19 protein-coding genes are annotated in these 14,925 nt (G+C 70.5%); 4 read left to right on the top strand and 15 right to left on the bottom strand.

What is annotated here, in order from left to right:
* From H0X00_RS02550 to H0X00_RS02505, 10 genes are all read right to left on the bottom strand, one after another.
* Positions 1-1,448: S49 family peptidase (locus H0X00_RS02550; RefSeq protein WP_293767132.1), on the bottom strand; the 1,448-nt coding region annotated here is incomplete at its 3' end.
* Between the two features lie 27 nt (positions 1,449-1,475).
* Positions 1,476-2,564: an ABC transporter ATP-binding protein gene (locus tag H0X00_RS02545; protein ID WP_293767131.1), complete on the bottom strand. Its 1,089-nt coding sequence runs from the start codon at positions 2,562-2,564 to the stop codon at positions 1,476-1,478.
* Positions 2,561-3,334, bottom strand: a complete 774-nt coding sequence (gene modB, locus H0X00_RS02540) for a molybdate ABC transporter permease subunit (RefSeq protein WP_367186400.1) — start codon at positions 3,332-3,334, stop codon at positions 2,561-2,563. The genes H0X00_RS02545 and modB overlap by 4 nt, the downstream gene beginning before the upstream one ends.
* Before the next feature lie 112 nt (positions 3,335-3,446).
* Positions 3,447-4,370, bottom strand: a complete 924-nt coding sequence (gene modA, locus H0X00_RS02535) for a molybdate ABC transporter substrate-binding protein (protein WP_293767129.1) — start codon at positions 4,368-4,370, stop codon at positions 3,447-3,449.
* A gap of 59 nt (positions 4,371-4,429) precedes the next feature.
* Positions 4,430-5,065, bottom strand: a complete 636-nt coding sequence (locus tag H0X00_RS02530) for a hypothetical protein (RefSeq protein ID WP_293767128.1) — start codon at positions 5,063-5,065, stop codon at positions 4,430-4,432.
* Between the two features lie 40 nt (positions 5,066-5,105).
* Positions 5,106-5,507 carry a TOBE domain-containing protein gene (locus H0X00_RS02525; RefSeq protein WP_293767127.1) on the bottom strand — a complete coding sequence of 134 codons (402 nt, stop codon included), beginning with the start codon at positions 5,505-5,507 and terminating at the stop codon, positions 5,106-5,108.
* 136 nt (positions 5,508-5,643) lie between these two features.
* Positions 5,644-6,456 carry a hypothetical protein gene (locus tag H0X00_RS02520; RefSeq protein ID WP_293767126.1) on the bottom strand — a complete coding sequence of 271 codons (813 nt, stop codon included), beginning with the start codon at positions 6,454-6,456 and terminating at the stop codon, positions 5,644-5,646.
* A 35-nt stretch (positions 6,457-6,491) separates the two neighbouring features.
* A complete protein-coding gene (locus tag H0X00_RS02515; protein ID WP_367186397.1) occupies positions 6,492-7,160 on the bottom strand; it encodes a uridine kinase in 669 nt (222 codons plus the stop codon).
* A 284-nt stretch (positions 7,161-7,444) separates the two neighbouring features.
* Positions 7,445-7,858, bottom strand: coding sequence for a PIN domain-containing protein (locus tag H0X00_RS02510; protein WP_293767125.1), 414 nt, complete (start codon positions 7,856-7,858; stop codon positions 7,445-7,447).
* Entirely contained in the window at positions 7,855-8,091 is a 237-nt protein-coding gene (locus H0X00_RS02505; RefSeq protein ID WP_293767124.1) for an AbrB/MazE/SpoVT family DNA-binding domain-containing protein, read from the bottom strand. The genes H0X00_RS02510 and H0X00_RS02505 overlap by 4 nt, the downstream gene beginning before the upstream one ends.
* A 319-nt stretch (positions 8,092-8,410) precedes the next feature.
* On the opposite strand from H0X00_RS02505, the gene H0X00_RS02500 reads away from it, so the two are divergent.
* Together H0X00_RS02500 and H0X00_RS02495 are read left to right on the top strand one after the other, a co-directional pair.
* Entirely contained in the window at positions 8,411-8,653 is a 243-nt protein-coding gene (locus H0X00_RS02500) for a hypothetical protein (RefSeq protein ID WP_293767123.1), read from the top strand.
* The gene (locus tag H0X00_RS02495; protein WP_293767121.1) at positions 8,650-9,090 is read left to right on the top strand and encodes a TA system VapC family ribonuclease toxin; all 441 of its coding nucleotides are present in this window, start codon (positions 8,650-8,652) and stop codon (positions 9,088-9,090) included. The genes H0X00_RS02500 and H0X00_RS02495 overlap by 4 nt, the downstream gene beginning before the upstream one ends.
* A 197-nt stretch (positions 9,091-9,287) precedes the next feature.
* Here the strand turns inward: H0X00_RS02495 and H0X00_RS02490 are convergent, their stop codons facing one another.
* Together H0X00_RS02490 and H0X00_RS02485 are read right to left on the bottom strand one after the other, a co-directional pair.
* Positions 9,288-9,680, bottom strand: coding sequence for a PIN domain-containing protein (locus H0X00_RS02490; protein ID WP_293767120.1), 393 nt, complete (start codon positions 9,678-9,680; stop codon positions 9,288-9,290).
* Positions 9,680-9,940, bottom strand: coding sequence for a hypothetical protein (locus H0X00_RS02485; protein WP_293767119.1), 261 nt, complete (start codon positions 9,938-9,940; stop codon positions 9,680-9,682). The genes H0X00_RS02490 and H0X00_RS02485 overlap by 1 nt, the downstream gene beginning before the upstream one ends.
* Before the next feature lie 89 nt (positions 9,941-10,029).
* On the opposite strand from H0X00_RS02485, the gene H0X00_RS02480 reads away from it, so the two are divergent.
* The gene (locus H0X00_RS02480) at positions 10,030-10,365 is read left to right on the top strand and encodes a helix-turn-helix transcriptional regulator (protein WP_293767118.1); all 336 of its coding nucleotides are present in this window, start codon (positions 10,030-10,032) and stop codon (positions 10,363-10,365) included.
* Complete coding sequence (locus tag H0X00_RS02475) at positions 10,362-10,892, top strand: hypothetical protein (protein WP_293767117.1); 531 nt, start codon at positions 10,362-10,364, stop codon at positions 10,890-10,892. The genes H0X00_RS02480 and H0X00_RS02475 overlap by 4 nt, the downstream gene beginning before the upstream one ends.
* A gap of 49 nt (positions 10,893-10,941) precedes the next feature.
* On the opposite strand, the gene H0X00_RS02470 is transcribed toward H0X00_RS02475, so the two are convergent.
* From H0X00_RS02470 to H0X00_RS02460, 3 genes are all read right to left on the bottom strand, one after another.
* On the bottom strand, positions 10,942-13,143 hold the full coding sequence (locus H0X00_RS02470; RefSeq protein WP_293767116.1) for an MMPL family transporter: 2,202 nt from the start codon (positions 13,141-13,143) through the stop codon (positions 10,942-10,944).
* A 134-nt stretch (positions 13,144-13,277) separates the two neighbouring features.
* Positions 13,278-14,054 carry a maleylpyruvate isomerase family mycothiol-dependent enzyme gene (locus H0X00_RS02465; protein ID WP_293767115.1) on the bottom strand — a complete coding sequence of 259 codons (777 nt, stop codon included), beginning with the start codon at positions 14,052-14,054 and terminating at the stop codon, positions 13,278-13,280.
* Between the two features lie 24 nt (positions 14,055-14,078).
* Positions 14,079-14,903 (bottom strand): mycofactocin-coupled SDR family oxidoreductase, encoded by an 825-nt coding sequence (locus H0X00_RS02460; protein WP_293767114.1) that lies wholly within the window; start codon positions 14,901-14,903, stop codon positions 14,079-14,081.
* Positions 14,904-14,925: the final 22 nt, after the last annotated feature.

The following is a 14,925-nucleotide window of genomic DNA, read 5'->3' as shown; positions in this document are numbered from 1 at the left end:
GCCCGGGCCTGGGCGGCCGCCTCCTGCAGCCCGCCGAACGTGTCGACCAGGCCGTGTTCGCGGGCATCCGCTCCGGTCCAGACCCGGCCGCGGGCGACCTCCTCGATCGCCGACGCGGACAGCCCGCGGGCGGCGGCCACCTTGCCGGTGAAGTCGGCGTAGACCCGGTCCAGCCAGGCCTCCAAGGCGGCCAGCTGATCGGGGTCGAAGCCGACGCGGGCCGAGCCCAGGCGAGCGCGGGCGCCGGCGGTGATCGCGTCGTGGTCGATGCCGTGCCGGGTCAGCAGGTCCCCGATCACCACCTTGCCGCCGAACACCCCGATCGAGCCGGTCACGGTGCCCGGCTGGGCCAGGATCCGGTCGGCGGCCATCGCGACGTAGTAGCCCCCGGAAGCCGCCACCCCGCCCATCGAGACCACCAGTGGTTTGCCGGCCGACCGCAGCGCCAAGCTGGCCCGCCAGATCGCGTCGGAGGCGATGTAGGACCCGCCCGGGGAGTCCACCCGCAGCACCACGGCAGCGACGTTCTGATCCGCGGTGGCGGCGCGCAGGGCGGCGTTGACGCTGTCCGATCCCGCGGCGACGCCGAGCACCCCGCGCCCGTTGCGCCCCGACCTGATGCCGCCGACGACGTCGACCAGGGCGACCCGGCGCTTGTCCCGGTTGGTCGCGGCGCGCAGCTTGTCAGCGGGCCGCGGGGAGAGCCGGTGCAGGAAGCGCAGCTCCGCCTCCGGCACCCGTGCTCGAAGGTCGCCGTAGGCCTCGTCGCGGTAGCCGAGCCGGTCGACCAGTCCGGCCTCCAGCGCCTCAGCAGCGGACAGCGGGGAACGATCGATCAGGGCGCGCACCGCCTCGGCGTCCAGCCCGCGCCGCTCCGCGATCTCCTCGACGACGCTGTGCAGGCTCGAGTCCACCAGGCGCGTCATCGCCTCCCGGTGCGGCGGGGTGAAGCCGCGTTGAGTCGCCACGTTGGGCGCGTTCTTGTACTCGCGCCGGGTGCTGACCTCGGTCCGGATCCCGGCCCGGTCGAAGAGTTCCTTGACGAAGGTGCCCTCCACGGCGAAGCCGGTCAGCCCGACCTCGCCGGTCGGCTGCAGCCAGACCTCGGTGCAGCCGGTGGCGATCAGGTAGCCGGCGGTGCCGCGCCCGAACTCACCGAAGGTCTCCGCCCAGGCGACCGTCGGACGGCCCGAGGAACCGAACTCCAGCAGGGCGTCCCGCAACTCCTGGGCGTAGGCCAGCGGCTGCTGCACCCCACCGGTGCGCACGATCAGCCCGGCCACCCGCGGGTCCTTCGCCGCCCGGTGCAGCCCGCCGAGGACGTCGCGCAGCGCGGGTTGCCCGCGCCCCATGACCTTGGCCAGCGGTGCCTGCGGCGGTGGGTCGACGAGGGCGACGTTGAGGTCGAGCTCGAGCAGGAGCGGAGCAGTGCGGCCAGGCAGAGGCATGGCTCTCACCATAAGCAGCGGAGCAGCCTAAGCCGGGTACACGGAGGTCTCCGTCGCCTTCACCGTCGCCCACACCTCGCGGCCGGGCACCAGATCAAGTTCCGCGACTGCGCCGGCGGTGACATCGGCCAGCACGTCCAGGCTGCCCTCCAGGTGCAGCCGGACCGAGCCGGCGTGCAGTTCCATGTCGGTGATGTGGGCGTTGAACACGTTGCGCGGAGTGCCGACCGGACGCTCGGTGAAGATGCTGACCGCACTCGGCGGGAACGCCACCATCACCTCGGCCGGGTCGTGCGGGGCAAGATGGGCCATGACGGCGGCGATCAGGGTGCCGTCCGCGAGGCGGACGCCGTCCGCGTCAGCGGTGCCGCGGTAGAGGTTGAGGCCGACCAGCCGGGCGACGTAGTCGGTCTGCGGGTGCCGCGCGACCTGGGCGACCGCGCCGCGCTGGACGGCTGCCCCGTCCTCGAGCACCAGCACGTCGGAGGCGAGGACCATCGCGTCGAGGGGGTCGTGGGTGACCAGCACGGTCGCGCCGCCGAAGTCGGCGAGGTGCTTGCGCAGGTTTGTCCGGACGTCCAGTCGGGTGCGCGCGTCGAGGGCCGCGAGCGGTTCGTCGAGCAGCAGCAGCTTGGGTTCGGGGGCCAGCGCGCGGGCCAACGCGACCCGTTGGGCCTGCCCGCCGGAGAGCGAGGAGGGCCGCTTGCCGGCGTGCTCGGTCAGGCCCATCCGCTCGATCCACACCGCGGCCGTCGCGCGCGAGTCGGCCTTGTTCACCCCACGGGTGCGCAACCCGAAGGCGACGTTGTCGAGCGCGGACAGGTTGGGGAAGAGCCGGTAGTCCTGCCAGACCACGCCGACGGGTCGCTTCTCCGGCGGCACGTGGACGCCGGGACCGTCGAGGGTCAGGCCGTCGAGGCGGACGTAGCCGTCGTGCGGACGCAGCAACCCGGTGAAGACGCGCAGCGCGGTCGATTTGCCGGCGCCGTTGGGCCCGAGCAGGGCCGTGGTCCGGCCCGGACTGACCGTCAGCTCCAGAACCAGATTGAAGTTTCCGCGCCCGACGTGGAAGTTGACGTCGAGTCCCGGCACGGGTTCCGTTGGTGGCGCGGTCATCGCGTTCTCGCTGGTGAGATCCAGTGCTCACGCAGGCTGGCCAGCACGATGACCGAAATCGACATCAGGACAAGACTGAGCGAGATCGCGGTGCCCGGCCGCCCCGCCTCCAGCTCGCGGTACACCGCGGAGGGCATCACCAGGGTGCGTCCCTCGAGGCTGCCAGCGAAAGTCACGGTCGCACCGAACTCGCCGAGAGCGCGGGCCCAGCAGAGCACGGCTCCGGCCGCGACGCCGGGCATGATCTGAGGGAGCGTCACTCGCCGGAACGCGTACCACCGGGTGGCCCCGAGGGTGGCGGCCGCCTCGGTGAAGCGGGAGTCCGCGCCGCGTAGCGCGCCCTCGACCGCGATGATCAGGAACGGCATCGCCACGAAGGTCTCCGCAACGATGACGGCATTGGTGGTGAAGGGCAGGGACCACCCGGTCCAATCGTGGAGGGGCTCGCCGATCACTCCTTTGCGCCCGAGCGCGGTGAACAGGGCGACACCGCCCACCACCGGGGGCAGCACGAGCGGGACGGTCACCAGCGCGCGGACCAGGCCACGGCCGCGGAACCGGCCGTGCGCGAGCACGACCGCGATCGGGATGCCGAGTAGCAGCGAGGTCAGCGTCGCCATCGAGGCGGTGTAGAGCGAGCGCATCAGCGCGTCGCGGACGATCTCCCGGCCGAGTTGGTCGGGCAGTTCGGTCCACGGCGCCCGGACCATCAGCCCGATCAGCGGAATGATCAGGAACATCAGGCCGAGCGCGGCGGGGGCCACCAGCAGCGGCGGGACCCCGGAGCGTTCGCGGGGTGGACGCGGAGGACGGGCGGCGCGTTTCGCGCTGCCCGCCCCCACGTGGTCGGTCCCGGTGGTGCTCACGTCGTCGGCGACTCCGTCACGACGTCGAGGTGGCCGACGGAGACTCGCTCGGCTCGGTCGACTCCTCATCCTCGCTCGACGACGAACTCGTCGAGGTGGCCGAGGCCGACGGCGACGCAGTGGCCGAGCCTTCCGCCGACTCGAAGCCGGCGCCGGTGAGCACGTCCTGCGCGTCGTCGGTCTGGATGAACTCCACCCAGTCCGCCGCGAGGTCGGCCTCGTCGGAGTCCTTCAGGGCCGAGATCAGGTAGTCGTTGATCGCCAGGTCGGACTCGTCGAACTCGATGCTCTCGACCTTGCCGTCGGCGGCGGCCAGTACATCGGTGTGGTAGACCAGCGCGGCGTCGACCTCACCGGCCTCCACCTTGGTGAGGACGGCCTTGACGTCGGCCTCGCGCGTGTCCGGCTTCGGCGTGATCTTCGCCGCGGCGAACATCTTGTCCGCTGCGGAGCCGCACGGAGCCGTGTCGGCGCACAGCGCGATGTCGAGGTCGTCATCGGCGAAGTCCTCGATGCCCTCGACCTTGCCGGGGTTACCGGTCGGCACGGCGATCTCGAGGCGGTTCTTCACAAACGTCACTGCGGTGCCCGCGCCGTTGCCGGCGTCGGTGACGGTCTTCATCGTGGCCGGGGAGGCCGAGGCGAACACGTCCGCCGGAGCGCCCTCGTTGATCTGGGTGGCGAGGGTGCCGCTCGACCCGAAGTTGAAGGTGACCTTCGTTCCCGGGTGCGCCGCCTCGAAGGTCTTGCCGAGCTCGGTGAAGGTCCCGGTCAGTGAGGCGGCCGCGAAGACGACCAACTCCTTGCTGCTGGGCGCGGGGGTGTCTCCACCGGACGGGCTGGCGACGTCGTCGTCGTCCGAACAGGCGGCGAGCGGAAGGGTCAGAGCGAGTGCGGCCGCGACGGTGCAGCTGCGCCGGAACCGCAACGAGCGGGGCATGAATTCTCCTGGGGTGGTGGCGGTGTCCGAGGGCGGACCGAACGGAATCTGATGGGTCGTCAGTGGTTGTGTCCGACGTCCGCGTGGTCTTCCTGCTTGCCGGCTGCGCCGCTGGCCATGTTCGGGGTGAGGCGGAGCAGGCTGATGGTGGCGACGTCGTAGACCTGCCGGGCGCCGTGGCGGTCACCGGGCAGGACCAGGCGCGGACGGTCGAGCTTCTTGCCGTCCTCGGTGAGGGCGATGATGGCGCGCTTGTTGGCCAGCTCGGGGTCGATCTCGCCCCAGGTCAGCGCGGCGAGGAAGCCGTCGGTCGCCTTGACCAGGATGACGAAGCGCAGCGGGTCGTGCTTGTCGGAGCTGAAGTTGGGCTCGACGGAGTTGAGCACGGCGAGCAGCAGCGGACCGCTGTAGCGGTGCGACTGCTCGCCGCCGCTGGTCTGGTACTTCATCTTCATCGGGCGCTGGGTGAAGTCCTCCAACTCGGCGCGGCTGATCGCCCCGCGGTCCTCGATCGCGCCGTTGATGCTGATGCCCTTGTGCTTCGCGGCGGCGTCCTGGCCCGCGGCGTTGACCGTGGGCGCGTTGGACAGGTCAGGAGAGGCCGTCGAGGAGCCGACCGTCAAGGTGGCGACGGCGGCGGTGGCGGCCAGGGTGGTGGCCGAGAACAGGGCAACGCGGGTACGCATGCGTGACATCGGAACTCCTGCGAGGGACAGGCGGAAGGAAGGGGGGAAGTCAGTCGGGATCGGGCAGCTCCACGATCACGTTGGTCGACTTGACCATCGCGATCGCGAGCACACCGGGTTCCAGATGAAGGTCGTCGGCGGCCTCGCGGCTCATCAAGGAGACGATCCGGAAGGGGCCGCACTGCATCTCGACCTGCGCCATCACGGTGTCCCGGACGACGTGGGTGACGATTCCGCGCATGCTGTTACGCGCCGACGTGCTGACGGCTCGGTTCGGATCCGGGTCCTCGGCGAGCTCACGGGCGAACCTGGCCAGGGCGGCGCCGTCCACCGAGCGGTGACCGTTTGCCTCGCGGGTCGCGGGTAGGCGGCCGCTGTCCGTCCAACGTCGAACCGTGTCGGTCGAGACGCCCATGAGGGCAGCGACCTCGCTGATGCGAAATGTGGTCACCGGCGCACTCTATGGCAGATGCGAGGCAAAACCCTAGAAAGTAGCAGTTTCCACCTCGCATCTGCGCCGGGAGGCGCCAATCTGCGGCCGGGAATCCACCGAACGGTGGTGTGCGGCTGCGAGCTGCGGATCCTTCTCAGGCGTGCAGAATCGTCCCGACATGATCGCCTGCGAGGGCCTTGGTCAGGTTGCCCGGGACCAGCCCGTTGACGATCTGCAGCTCGCGGATCTGGCGGGCGCGATCCAGCAGGTCGGCCAGCACCGGCTCGACCGGGCTGGTGGCCAGGTCGCGCAGCTCGGCCGCGGAAACTCGGGGGAGCAGCGTGGCGGAGGAGTCCTGGGCCGGATCCCCGGTGCAGATGCCGTCGACGTCCTTGACCAGGACCACGCGGGCCGCGCCGTAGGAGTCGCCGAGCAGCAGCGCACCGGCGTCGGCCCCGTGGACCGGCAGCTTGCCGACGGCCGGCGGCAGCTCGTGCAGACCGAACGGCGGGTAGGCGTTGGAGACGACCAGCGGGCAAGCGGCCAGGTGCGTCGCGAGTTGGTGGGCGGCGGTGCCGTGGCCCACCATGGACACGCCGTCGGTGGCCATCAGGGCGGCGACCATGGCGCCGTTCTGTTCGCCCTCGATCGAGGCCAGGTTGGACAGGACCCCGGTGGGCAGGCCGAGGTCGAGGCCGATCCTCATGGCGTGCCGGGCGCGCACGCCGGGCCCGGTGAGGACGAGGAGCTGGAGCGAGCCCATCGCGGCCCGCAGTTCCTCGACGAGCGAGGTCACCACCTCACCGCCGCGGTCGAGGATCGACCGGCCGCCGAGCAGCACGATGTTGAGGTCGGGCATCAAGCGGGTGATCGGTCGGTCGACCACCTTGACGAGGTTGCGGTCGAGCAGCGTCTGCTGCATGAGCTGGGACGGGACGTCCTTGGCGCTGAAGGTCGGGTCGGTCATTTCTTGAGGCTCCTCGGGGCGCAGCGGCGGGGACGTCAGTCGGCGGAGATGATCGTGCCGACGTGCTCGCCGGCGAGGGCGCGCGTGAGTAGACCCGGTTTGAGGCCGTTGATGATCTGGACACTGCGGATGAAGCGGGCGTTGCGCATCAGGTCCAGGACGGGGCGCTCGATCACGACGTCGTGCAGATCCATCGCGATGACCTCCTCGGCGGTGGCGCGGGGGATCAGCGTCGCGTTCTTGTCGGTCTTGGGGTTGGCCGTGTAGAGGCCGTCCTCGTCCTTGACGTAGATGAGCTGCTTGCAGCCGTAGACCTCGGCGATCAGGAAGATGCCGGCGTCGGTGCGGTACGGCGGGATCACACCCTCGTCCGGGCTCGGGTGCCACATGCCGAAGGGCGGCATGCCGGGGAAGATCACGGCGTGCGACTGCGCCAGGTGCAGGGGCACGGCGGCGAAGCCGTCGCTGGCGACCACCGGCACCCCGTAGCGGGCCATCAGGTACCCGAGCATCGCCGCGTTCTGCGCGGCCACTGCAGCCCCGAGGCCGGACAGGACACCGGTGGGCAGGCCGAGACCGGCGCCGACCGTGTACGCGTGCCGGGCGCGGGTCCCGCCGCCGGTGCCGATCAGCAGCTGGTGGGTGTTCTTGGCTGCCGCCAGCTGGTCACAGGCCGTCCGCGAGCAGATCTGAGGCACCGTCAAGTCTCACCTGCGCGCTTCGATGATCCCCGGGGAGGCTCAGGTGCCGGGGTACCCGTTCGGGCTCCGTCGCAGCCGCGTCGGGACAGCTCGCTTGGCAAAGTTTTCCGTCCGCCGCGCTCGCCCCAGCGAATGCAACGACGAGTCGGCCAACAGCCTCGCAGGGTCGAACCGGTCTTCAGCGGCTACGGGCTCACCCCGTTCCGGACCCCGCCCACGTACCGGGTGGGCGGCCGCTTCGACTGGGGGTTCTCGACTGCTTGCGCGGGCGCATCCGCTGACCGGGATCAGCCGACGACGACCGTCCGCGCGCCGACCGCACGGTAGGTGTCCCGGGCCCGCGCGTCTCGCGTGGCGAGGGTGGCGTCAGCACCGACGGCCGCGAGGCCGATGATTGCGTCGTAGACCGCTCCGCCCGCGATACCCAACTCGGAGAGCAGCGTGGGCAGCCCGCGTGACGTCTTCGCCGCGAGGAGGAGCGGAGGGGCGAAACGCTCCGCGATGAGTCGTGCGGCGTCGGCCGGGCTGAGCCGGATGTCGCCGGGGAGGCGCGTCAAGACCGAGTACGTTTCCGCGAGCGCATGACCGCACAGAGATATCTGGCGCCCGCCCCACCACTCCACAACCTCGGCGTGCGCGGCGTGGGTCGCGACTAGCAGGGGGACGGCGACGCTCGTGTCCAACGCCAGCGCGGCGGTCACCGGCGGTCGGAGTCGATCAGCCCGAACACGGTGTCATCGTCGATCGTGGTGTCGCCGGTGGCCACCAAAACGCCACCCTCCTCGACCAGTTGCGCCGTGCGGCCGCTGGGCACCAACTGCAGCCCCGCGCCGTAGCGCGAGACGTCGACCGTCGAGCCGGGGACCAGGCCCAGGGCGTCTCGCAGCGCCTTCGGCACCACGATGCGGCCAACGGAGTCAACGGTGGTCTCCATAGGGAATAGACTACCAGTCATCTCCCAGTAGCGCTGATCGCGGCGGGGCGGACCTCGCGCAGATCTCTCGCACGGGCCAGACCCGGCTGTTCTGGGACCGAACGCCGGTCGACCTGTTCTTCCCACAGGACGAGCTGCACACCGTCGTCGCCGGCCGGACCGAGCGGGTGCCGCGAGTCGTTGGTGGCCGCTGGTGATCAACTCGGTCCAGGGCCATCGTTGGTTCAGGCGCAGGATGTCCACAAGCACGCTGAAACCGTCGGTCGCGCTCCTTACGCTCAGCCCTTTGGCGCGATGAGGAGGGCGTATGCTCGTATGTATGAGAACGACCATCAACCTGCCTGACGCACTCGGCGAAGCTGCGAAGGCCAAGGCCGCCGCCGAAGGCCGGACGTTCACGAGCCTGGTCGAAGAGGGACTCAGGGCGGTGCTGGGCAAGACCGACGAGGACGCTGCGCCGAAGCCGCTGCCGACCTTCGGGGATCGGACGACGCGGTTTCTGGTCGACCCAGCCGATCGCGAGGCTTTCGCGGCGGCGCTGGACGCGGACGGCCTGCGGTGATCCAGCCGGACGTCAACGTGCTGGTCTACGCGTATCGCCGCGAGGCGGAAGACCATGCGGCGTATTCGGCCTGGCTCAATGGTGTCCTCTCCGGGCGGGAGGAGCTGGGTCTGGTCGATACCGTGCTCGCGGCGTTCCTGCGAGTCGTCACCAACCCGCGCATCTTCACCAAGCCGGCGCCCACCGCCGATGCCTTGCGATTTGTGACCGCACTCCGGACCGCGCCGAGGGCCCGTCCCTTGCACGCCACCCCGGCAACCTGGAATCGCTTTGCCGAGATCGTGCGGGGTGACCGCGCGGTGCGCGGCAACCTAGTGCCTGACGCGTGGCTCGCCGCGGTCGCGCTGTCCCATGGCAGCCGCCTGGCCACCGCCGACCGGGGCTTCGCGCGGTTCACCGGACTCGACTGGTTCGAGCCGCTTGCTGAGGTTAGTTGACGGGCAATCAGATTACGAGCGCGTGTCCGCCTCCTCATCAGGCGCCGCTGCCGACCGTTCAGGCGAAGGTGCGCACTAGGTCCAGGACCGCGTCGGCGTCCGGCCCGGCGGCGTGCAGTCCGCCGCCGCATCGACAGGAACACGTTCAGCGTCAGGCGCTCGCTGGTCCACTCGCAGCCGCCGATGATGGGCCGTGGTCAGGCGAGCAGATAGGTGCTTCCGGCCCCGAGGGCGAGGGCGAGGCGGTGCTGGCGACCGTCCAGGGTAACCAGCGGTATGTCGTGCTCCTTGCACACTTGGGCGACGAGGGCGTCATGGATGCTGCCGCCCAGATCGAGTTCGCCCGCCCGGCGGAGGATCGCTGCGGTGGCGGCGGCCGTCGTCGGCAGGATCCGCTTGCGGTCGGCCCACCAGGGTCGCAACAGCGCCGCAGAGTTGGCCGCCGACTGGCCGAACGTCCGTCGGAGCTGGGAGAAGGTCTCCGCCAGCACGATCGCGGGCAGCCGGCCGTCTGCGCGGAGGTGCGGGCGGGCCAGCGAGTGGTACTGGTGATCGGCGACGAGGGCGGCCACTAGCGCCGACGTGTCCATCACCGGTCGGCGCGCTCCCGGTCAATGGCGGCCAGGACCTCGTCGTTCGACACCGCGCGGCCCACGGCGAGGACCGGCAGCCCGTCGGCGCCGAGAGCCGGCTCGCCGGCGGGTGTCGCGGGGGTGAGAAGCACGCCGTCGGGTGTGCGACGGGCCAGAACCTGACCGGGGAGGGAGACCAGCTCCTCGCGCAGGTGGCGCGGGAGAACCAGCCGCCCCTGAGCGTCGACCTTCACCGGCACCGGATGTGGTGAATTCATGGCACCCAGATTATCACCACGTCTGGAGTTGCCCGCGAGCGCGGCCTCCCGGCAAGCGCCGTGGAGACCTTAGCTGATAAGCTAATGCCGTGGCGCGAACCGATCCCGAGTCGAGCGCGGCCCGACTGCTCCGGCAGGCGCGGCGCCGGCGCGAGTGGAGCCAGGCGGAGTTCGCTCGGCGGGCTGGAATGCCGGCCAGTCAGTTGTGCGCGTACGAGACCTCGGCCAAGCAGCCGTCGGCGGCGATGCTGGCCCGGCTGCTGGCCGTTGCCGGGTTGGATCTGTTGGCGGCGACACCGGAACTAGATCGGTTGAGGCAGGGTCAGGAGCTGGCCGACGTCCTCGGCCTAGTCGACGCCATGCCGGCGGTCGAGGCAGCACCGTCGCCCGCGTTCGGTCCGTTCAAGGCGATGATCCGCCGATGACGTCCTTCGTCGAGAAGATCGTGGCGGTCGACCAGGCCCTGGCCGACGGCGGCATCGAGCACGCGTTCGGCGGGGCGATCGCGCTGGGCTTCCACGTCGCCAGCCCGCGGGCGACGGCGGACATCGATGTGAACATCAGCGTCCCCACCCGCAAGGCGCGCACGGTCGTGCAAGCGCTGCCCGCGGGGGTCGCCTGGTCCGACCCGGACCTCGCGCAGATCTCTCGCACGGGCCAGACCCGGCTGTTCTGGGACCGAACGCCGGTCGACCTGTTCTTCCCACAGGACGAGCTGCACACCGTCGTCGCCGGCCGGACCGAGCGGGTGCCGTTCGCCGGCACCACGATTCCGATCATTTCGGCAACCGATCTCACGATCTTCAAAGCGCTGTTCAACCGGACCCAGGACTGGGCTGACATCGAGAACATGCTCGACCACGGCCGAGTGGACCGGGCTGAGGCCCGTGCCTGGCTGGTTCACCTCATGGGGGAGGACGACCCGCGCCTGGCGCGCCTGGACCGGCTCTGACCAAGCCCGAAAAGGCCGCCCGGCTGGGTGCCGGGCGGCCGGTCGGTTGCTAGTACGGCTCGGAGCCGGAGTGGACCATCTCCCGCTCGGGCTCCTCGGGTGGTAGTGGCAGCCGCTTGCCTGGCCGCGGGTTCGGCTCGAGCCGCAGCGGCTTGGCCGCCCATGCCGGCAGCCACCAGTTCCACTCCCCGAACAGCGAGACCAGGGCCGGCACCAGCAAGGCGCGCACGATCGTGGCGTCGAGCAGGATGCCGATGCCCAGCGCGGTGGCCAGCACCTTGATGTCGGTCCCCGGGGAGGAGGCCAGGGCGAGGAAGGACAGGAACAGGATCATCGCCGCGCCCGTCACCAGGCGCCCGGTTCTGGCCAGCCCCTCGATGACCGCGGCGTCGGTGTCCCCGGTCTTGTCGTACTCCTCCCGCATCCGGGCGAGGATGAAGACCTCGTAGTCCATCGACAGGCCGAACAGGAACGCGAAGATCAGCATCGGGAGCCAGAAGGTGACCGCTCCGGTGGCCTCGATGTCGAAGATCTGCTCCGAGCCCATGCCCTCCTGCCAGAACAGCACCGTCGCACCGAAGGTCGCGGCGACCGAGATGATGTTCAGCAGCACCGCCTTCAGCGGCAGCAGGATCGAGCGGAAGGTCCGCACCAGCAGGATGAAGGTCACCAGCGCGATCAATCCGAGACTGAGCGGGAAGTTCTTGTAGACCGCCTCGATGTAGTCCTGGATCGTCGGCCCGGTGCCGGACAGGCCCACCACCCCGGGGATGCCGTCGAGCGAGGCAGCGAGGTCGTCGACAATGCCGGCCTGATCGGTGTCGACCGTCTCGTTGATCGGGATGACGTCCACCAGGACCGAGTCGCCCTTGCGCCACTGCCCGTCGCTGGGCGCGAAGGCGCCGAAGACACCGGGCGTCGACTCGGCGGCGGTGACCACCTTGCCCGCCGACTCGGCCGCGTCGGGGCCGGTGATCAGCACCTCGATGGGGGAGACCACGCCGGCCGCGATGCCGCCGTCGACCAGGGTGTGCAGAGCCTCGTAGGCGGGCCCGGCATTGGCCAGGGACTCGGTGCGGGCCTGGCCGATCTTGATGCCGAAGATCGGGGCCACCAGCAGCCCGAGCAGGAGCGTCGCGACGCCGGCGGCGGCCCAGCGGCGCTTGACCACGCCGCGGGCCCAGGCGCTCCAACCGCGCGAGGGCTTGTCCTCGTGCCGGATCCTCGGCCAGTCGACCCGGGGGCCGATGCCGCCGAGCAGCGCCGGCAGGAGGGTGCACACGACGAGGGTGCTGACGACCGGAATGAGCATGCCGCCGATGCCCATGCTGCGCAGCAGCGGGACCGGGATCACCAGCAGTGCGCACAGGCTGACCGCGACGGTACCGGCACTGGCCACGACGGCGTGCCCGGCGTACTTCATCGCGACCACGACCGCGTCGTGGTTGTCCCGGCCGTGGGCGCGCTCCTCCCGCCATCGGTTGACCAGCAGCAGGGCGTAGTCGATCGCCACACCCAGGCCGATCAGGGCGATCAGGAACTGCACCACGAAGCTGACGTTCATCACGTAGGTCAGGAGCAGGACCACGAGGAACGTGGTCAGGATCGAGACCGCGGCAATGAGCAGCGGGACGAGCGCGAGCAGGCTGGCGAACAGGGACGACAGCACGACGAGCGCACCGACTCCACCGAGCAGCACCTCGACCAGGAGCGCCGAGTCGCTGGATTCCTCGCCCTCACCGGCGGCCAGGGTGCCGTAGCCGGTGATCGTCCAGTCGACGTCGGTCGCCTCGTTCGCCTCGTCGAGCGCGGGTTGCAACGCGTCATCGGGCAGTGGGTCGGAGAAGCTCTCGAACTCCTTGGGGTAGACGTACGCCCAGGTGGTCCGCTTGTCCTTGGTGAGGAAGAGGTCCTTGTCGGCGGAGAAGAAGTCCGCGACCCGGGCCTCCGGGATCGCCTCGCGCAGCTTCTGCATGACCGGCTCGATGTCCGCGGCGCGGTCGGTGACGCTCTGGCCTGCCGGGACGGTCGCGGTCACGATGACCGGGACGTTCGAGGTCGGGCCGGCGTTGCCGTACTCGTCGAGGATGTCCTTGGAGGTCTCGTAGCCCTGTTGGCCAGGGAGGGAGAAGTCGACGTTGAGCCGATCCGGCACCTTGGAGGCGGCCCCCACCCCGATGATGAACATGACGAGCCAGGCGAGCATCACCATCCGGCGATGGCGCAGCACGAAGTGTGCGAGACGCTCCACAGTCGATTCCCCCAAAGCGTGTGAGTGGTTCGTTCGCGGAGCGGTTGTGACACTAGAGCGGTAGACCGACAGAACGCCCCCGAATAATCGGTGAAGGGCTGACGCGTCGGTCGCGCGCCGGGTCCGGGGCGCGCTCAGGCGAAGGTGCGGACCAGGTCCAGGACCGCGTCGGCGTCCGGCCCGGAGGCGTGCAGCCCGCTGGTGTGCCCCGGGATGCGCCGGGCCGCGACCTGGCAGAACGTCATCACGTCCCCGGTCAGGGTAGTGACCGCCTCGCCGTCGGTGAACTCCCACACGTCCCCGTCGGGGGTGTCGAGGGTCACCGCGACCGGGCCGCCGAGCACCTGGCCGGCCCGTTCGAAGGCGTACGGGATGGTGCGCCAGGCGAGGCGGGCGACGTGCCAGAGCCGGTCACTGAACTCCTGCGTGGCGCCGACGCCGTGGGCGATGTCGCCGGTGTGGATCCAGCACTCGGCGAGGCGGGTGGTGGCCAGGGTGCGGGCCGGCAGTTCGCCGACGACCCAGGGCAGCAGTCGCTTGGCGTCGGTCAGCGCCAGGGTCGAGACCAGGCCGTCCGCGGCGCGGGACCAGCGGGCCAGCAGCTCGGTCGGAGTGGCACCGCGCTGCTTCTTCACCGCCTCCGCCGCGATCTCGTCGACGGTCGCCTGGCCGGTGTACATGGCCTCCATGTCCCACCCGGCGCTGGGCGCAGCGATGGCGATCGTGCCCCGGGCGCTGCCGAGGGCGATCTCGTCCGACTGGGCCAGGTGCAGCACGACGTCGGCGACCGACCAGCCCTCACAGAGCGACGGGGTGTCCCATTGCTCGGCCGCCAGGTTTTCGAGGACGGCGCGCAGTTCGCCATGCTGCGCGCCCAGATCGGCAGTGATCCGCTCCATGTCTGCCAGCATGCCCCTCGGGCTACCCCAAAGGGATCATGGTGTGGCAAATCCGGCGTCGACCGGCAGCGCGACTCCGGTCACGTAGCGCGCCTCGTCGCAGACCAGCCACGCCACCGCGTTGCTGATGTCCTCGGGCTGAAGGATCGTCACATCCAGCAGGTTGCCGACGTCGCTGCCCTTCTCCGGCGGCGGCTTGTCCGCGAACAGGACGGCCATGGCGTCGTTGAGCACCATCGGGGTGGCCACGCCGCTGGGGTGGACGCTGTTGACCCGGATGTCGTGGGGGGCGAGCCAGCGGGCCCAGGCCCGCACCAGGCCGACCTGGCCGTGCTTGGCGGCGGTGTAGCCGTCCGCGGCTCCGTTGCCGCCGCCGGTGCGACCGGACAGGCCCATCACCGAGCTGATCACCACGACCGACCCGCCGTTGCCGGCGTCGATCATCGCCGGCGCCGCGGCGTGGACGGTGTTCCAGACGCCGGTGAGGTTGACCTCGATCTGGTCGACGAAGGCCTGCGCGTCGGACACCCCCCAGGCCGGCAGCGCGATGCCGGCGTTGGCAATGACGATGTCCAGGCGGCCGAAGCGGTCCACGGCCTCGGCCACCGCGCTCTTCATCGCCTCGACGTCGCGGACGTCGGCGGTGACGGCGAGGGCGTTGCGGTCGGCTGCCTCGACCCCGGCGACGGTCTCGGCCATGTCGGCCGGGGTCCCCAGCGGATAGGCGACGGTAGGCATGTCGGCGCAGATGTCGAGCGCAACGATGTCGGCGCCGTCCGCCGCCAGGCGCAGCGCGTGGCTGCGTCCCTGGCCGCGGGCGGCGCCGGTGATCAGGGCGACCTTGCCGTCCAGACGTGACATGGCCGCCAACGTACTGGCCTGT

Origin of the sequence: Sporichthya sp. (genome assembly GCF_013815995.1) — a bacterium.
GTDB lineage: Bacteria > Actinomycetota > Actinomycetes > Sporichthyales > Sporichthyaceae > Sporichthya.
This window is presented reverse-complemented; position numbering and strand designations above follow the sequence as displayed.

What these genes read in the sequence shown, in the direction of transcription:
- H0X00_RS02545 (WP_293767131.1), bottom strand. Translation starts at nt 2,564, where the DNA reads ATGACCGCGCCACCAACGGAACCCGTGCCGGGACTCGACGTCAACTTC.
- modA (WP_293767129.1), bottom strand. Translation starts at nt 4,370, where the DNA reads ATGCCCCGCTCGTTGCGGTTCCGGCGCAGCTGCACCGTCGCGGCCGCA.
- H0X00_RS02530 (WP_293767128.1), bottom strand. Translation starts at nt 5,065, where the DNA reads ATGTCACGCATGCGTACCCGCGTTGCCCTGTTCTCGGCCACCACCCTG.
- H0X00_RS02520 (WP_293767126.1), bottom strand. Translation starts at nt 6,456, where the DNA reads ATGACCGACCCGACCTTCAGCGCCAAGGACGTCCCGTCCCAGCTCATG.
- H0X00_RS02505 (WP_293767124.1), bottom strand. Translation starts at nt 8,091, where the DNA reads ATGGAGACCACCGTTGACTCCGTTGGCCGCATCGTGGTGCCGAAGGCG.
- H0X00_RS02500 (WP_293767123.1), top strand. Translation starts at nt 8,411, where the DNA reads ATGAGAACGACCATCAACCTGCCTGACGCACTCGGCGAAGCTGCGAAG.
- H0X00_RS02490 (WP_293767120.1), bottom strand. Translation starts at nt 9,680, where the DNA reads ATGGACACGTCGGCGCTAGTGGCCGCCCTCGTCGCCGATCACCAGTAC.
- H0X00_RS02485 (WP_293767119.1), bottom strand. Translation starts at nt 9,940, where the DNA reads ATGAATTCACCACATCCGGTGCCGGTGAAGGTCGACGCTCAGGGGCGG.
- H0X00_RS02475 (WP_293767117.1), top strand. Translation starts at nt 10,362, where the DNA reads ATGACGTCCTTCGTCGAGAAGATCGTGGCGGTCGACCAGGCCCTGGCC.
- H0X00_RS02465 (WP_293767115.1), bottom strand. Translation starts at nt 14,054, where the DNA reads ATGCTGGCAGACATGGAGCGGATCACTGCCGATCTGGGCGCGCAGCAT.
- H0X00_RS02460 (WP_293767114.1), bottom strand. Translation starts at nt 14,903, where the DNA reads ATGTCACGTCTGGACGGCAAGGTCGCCCTGATCACCGGCGCCGCCCGC.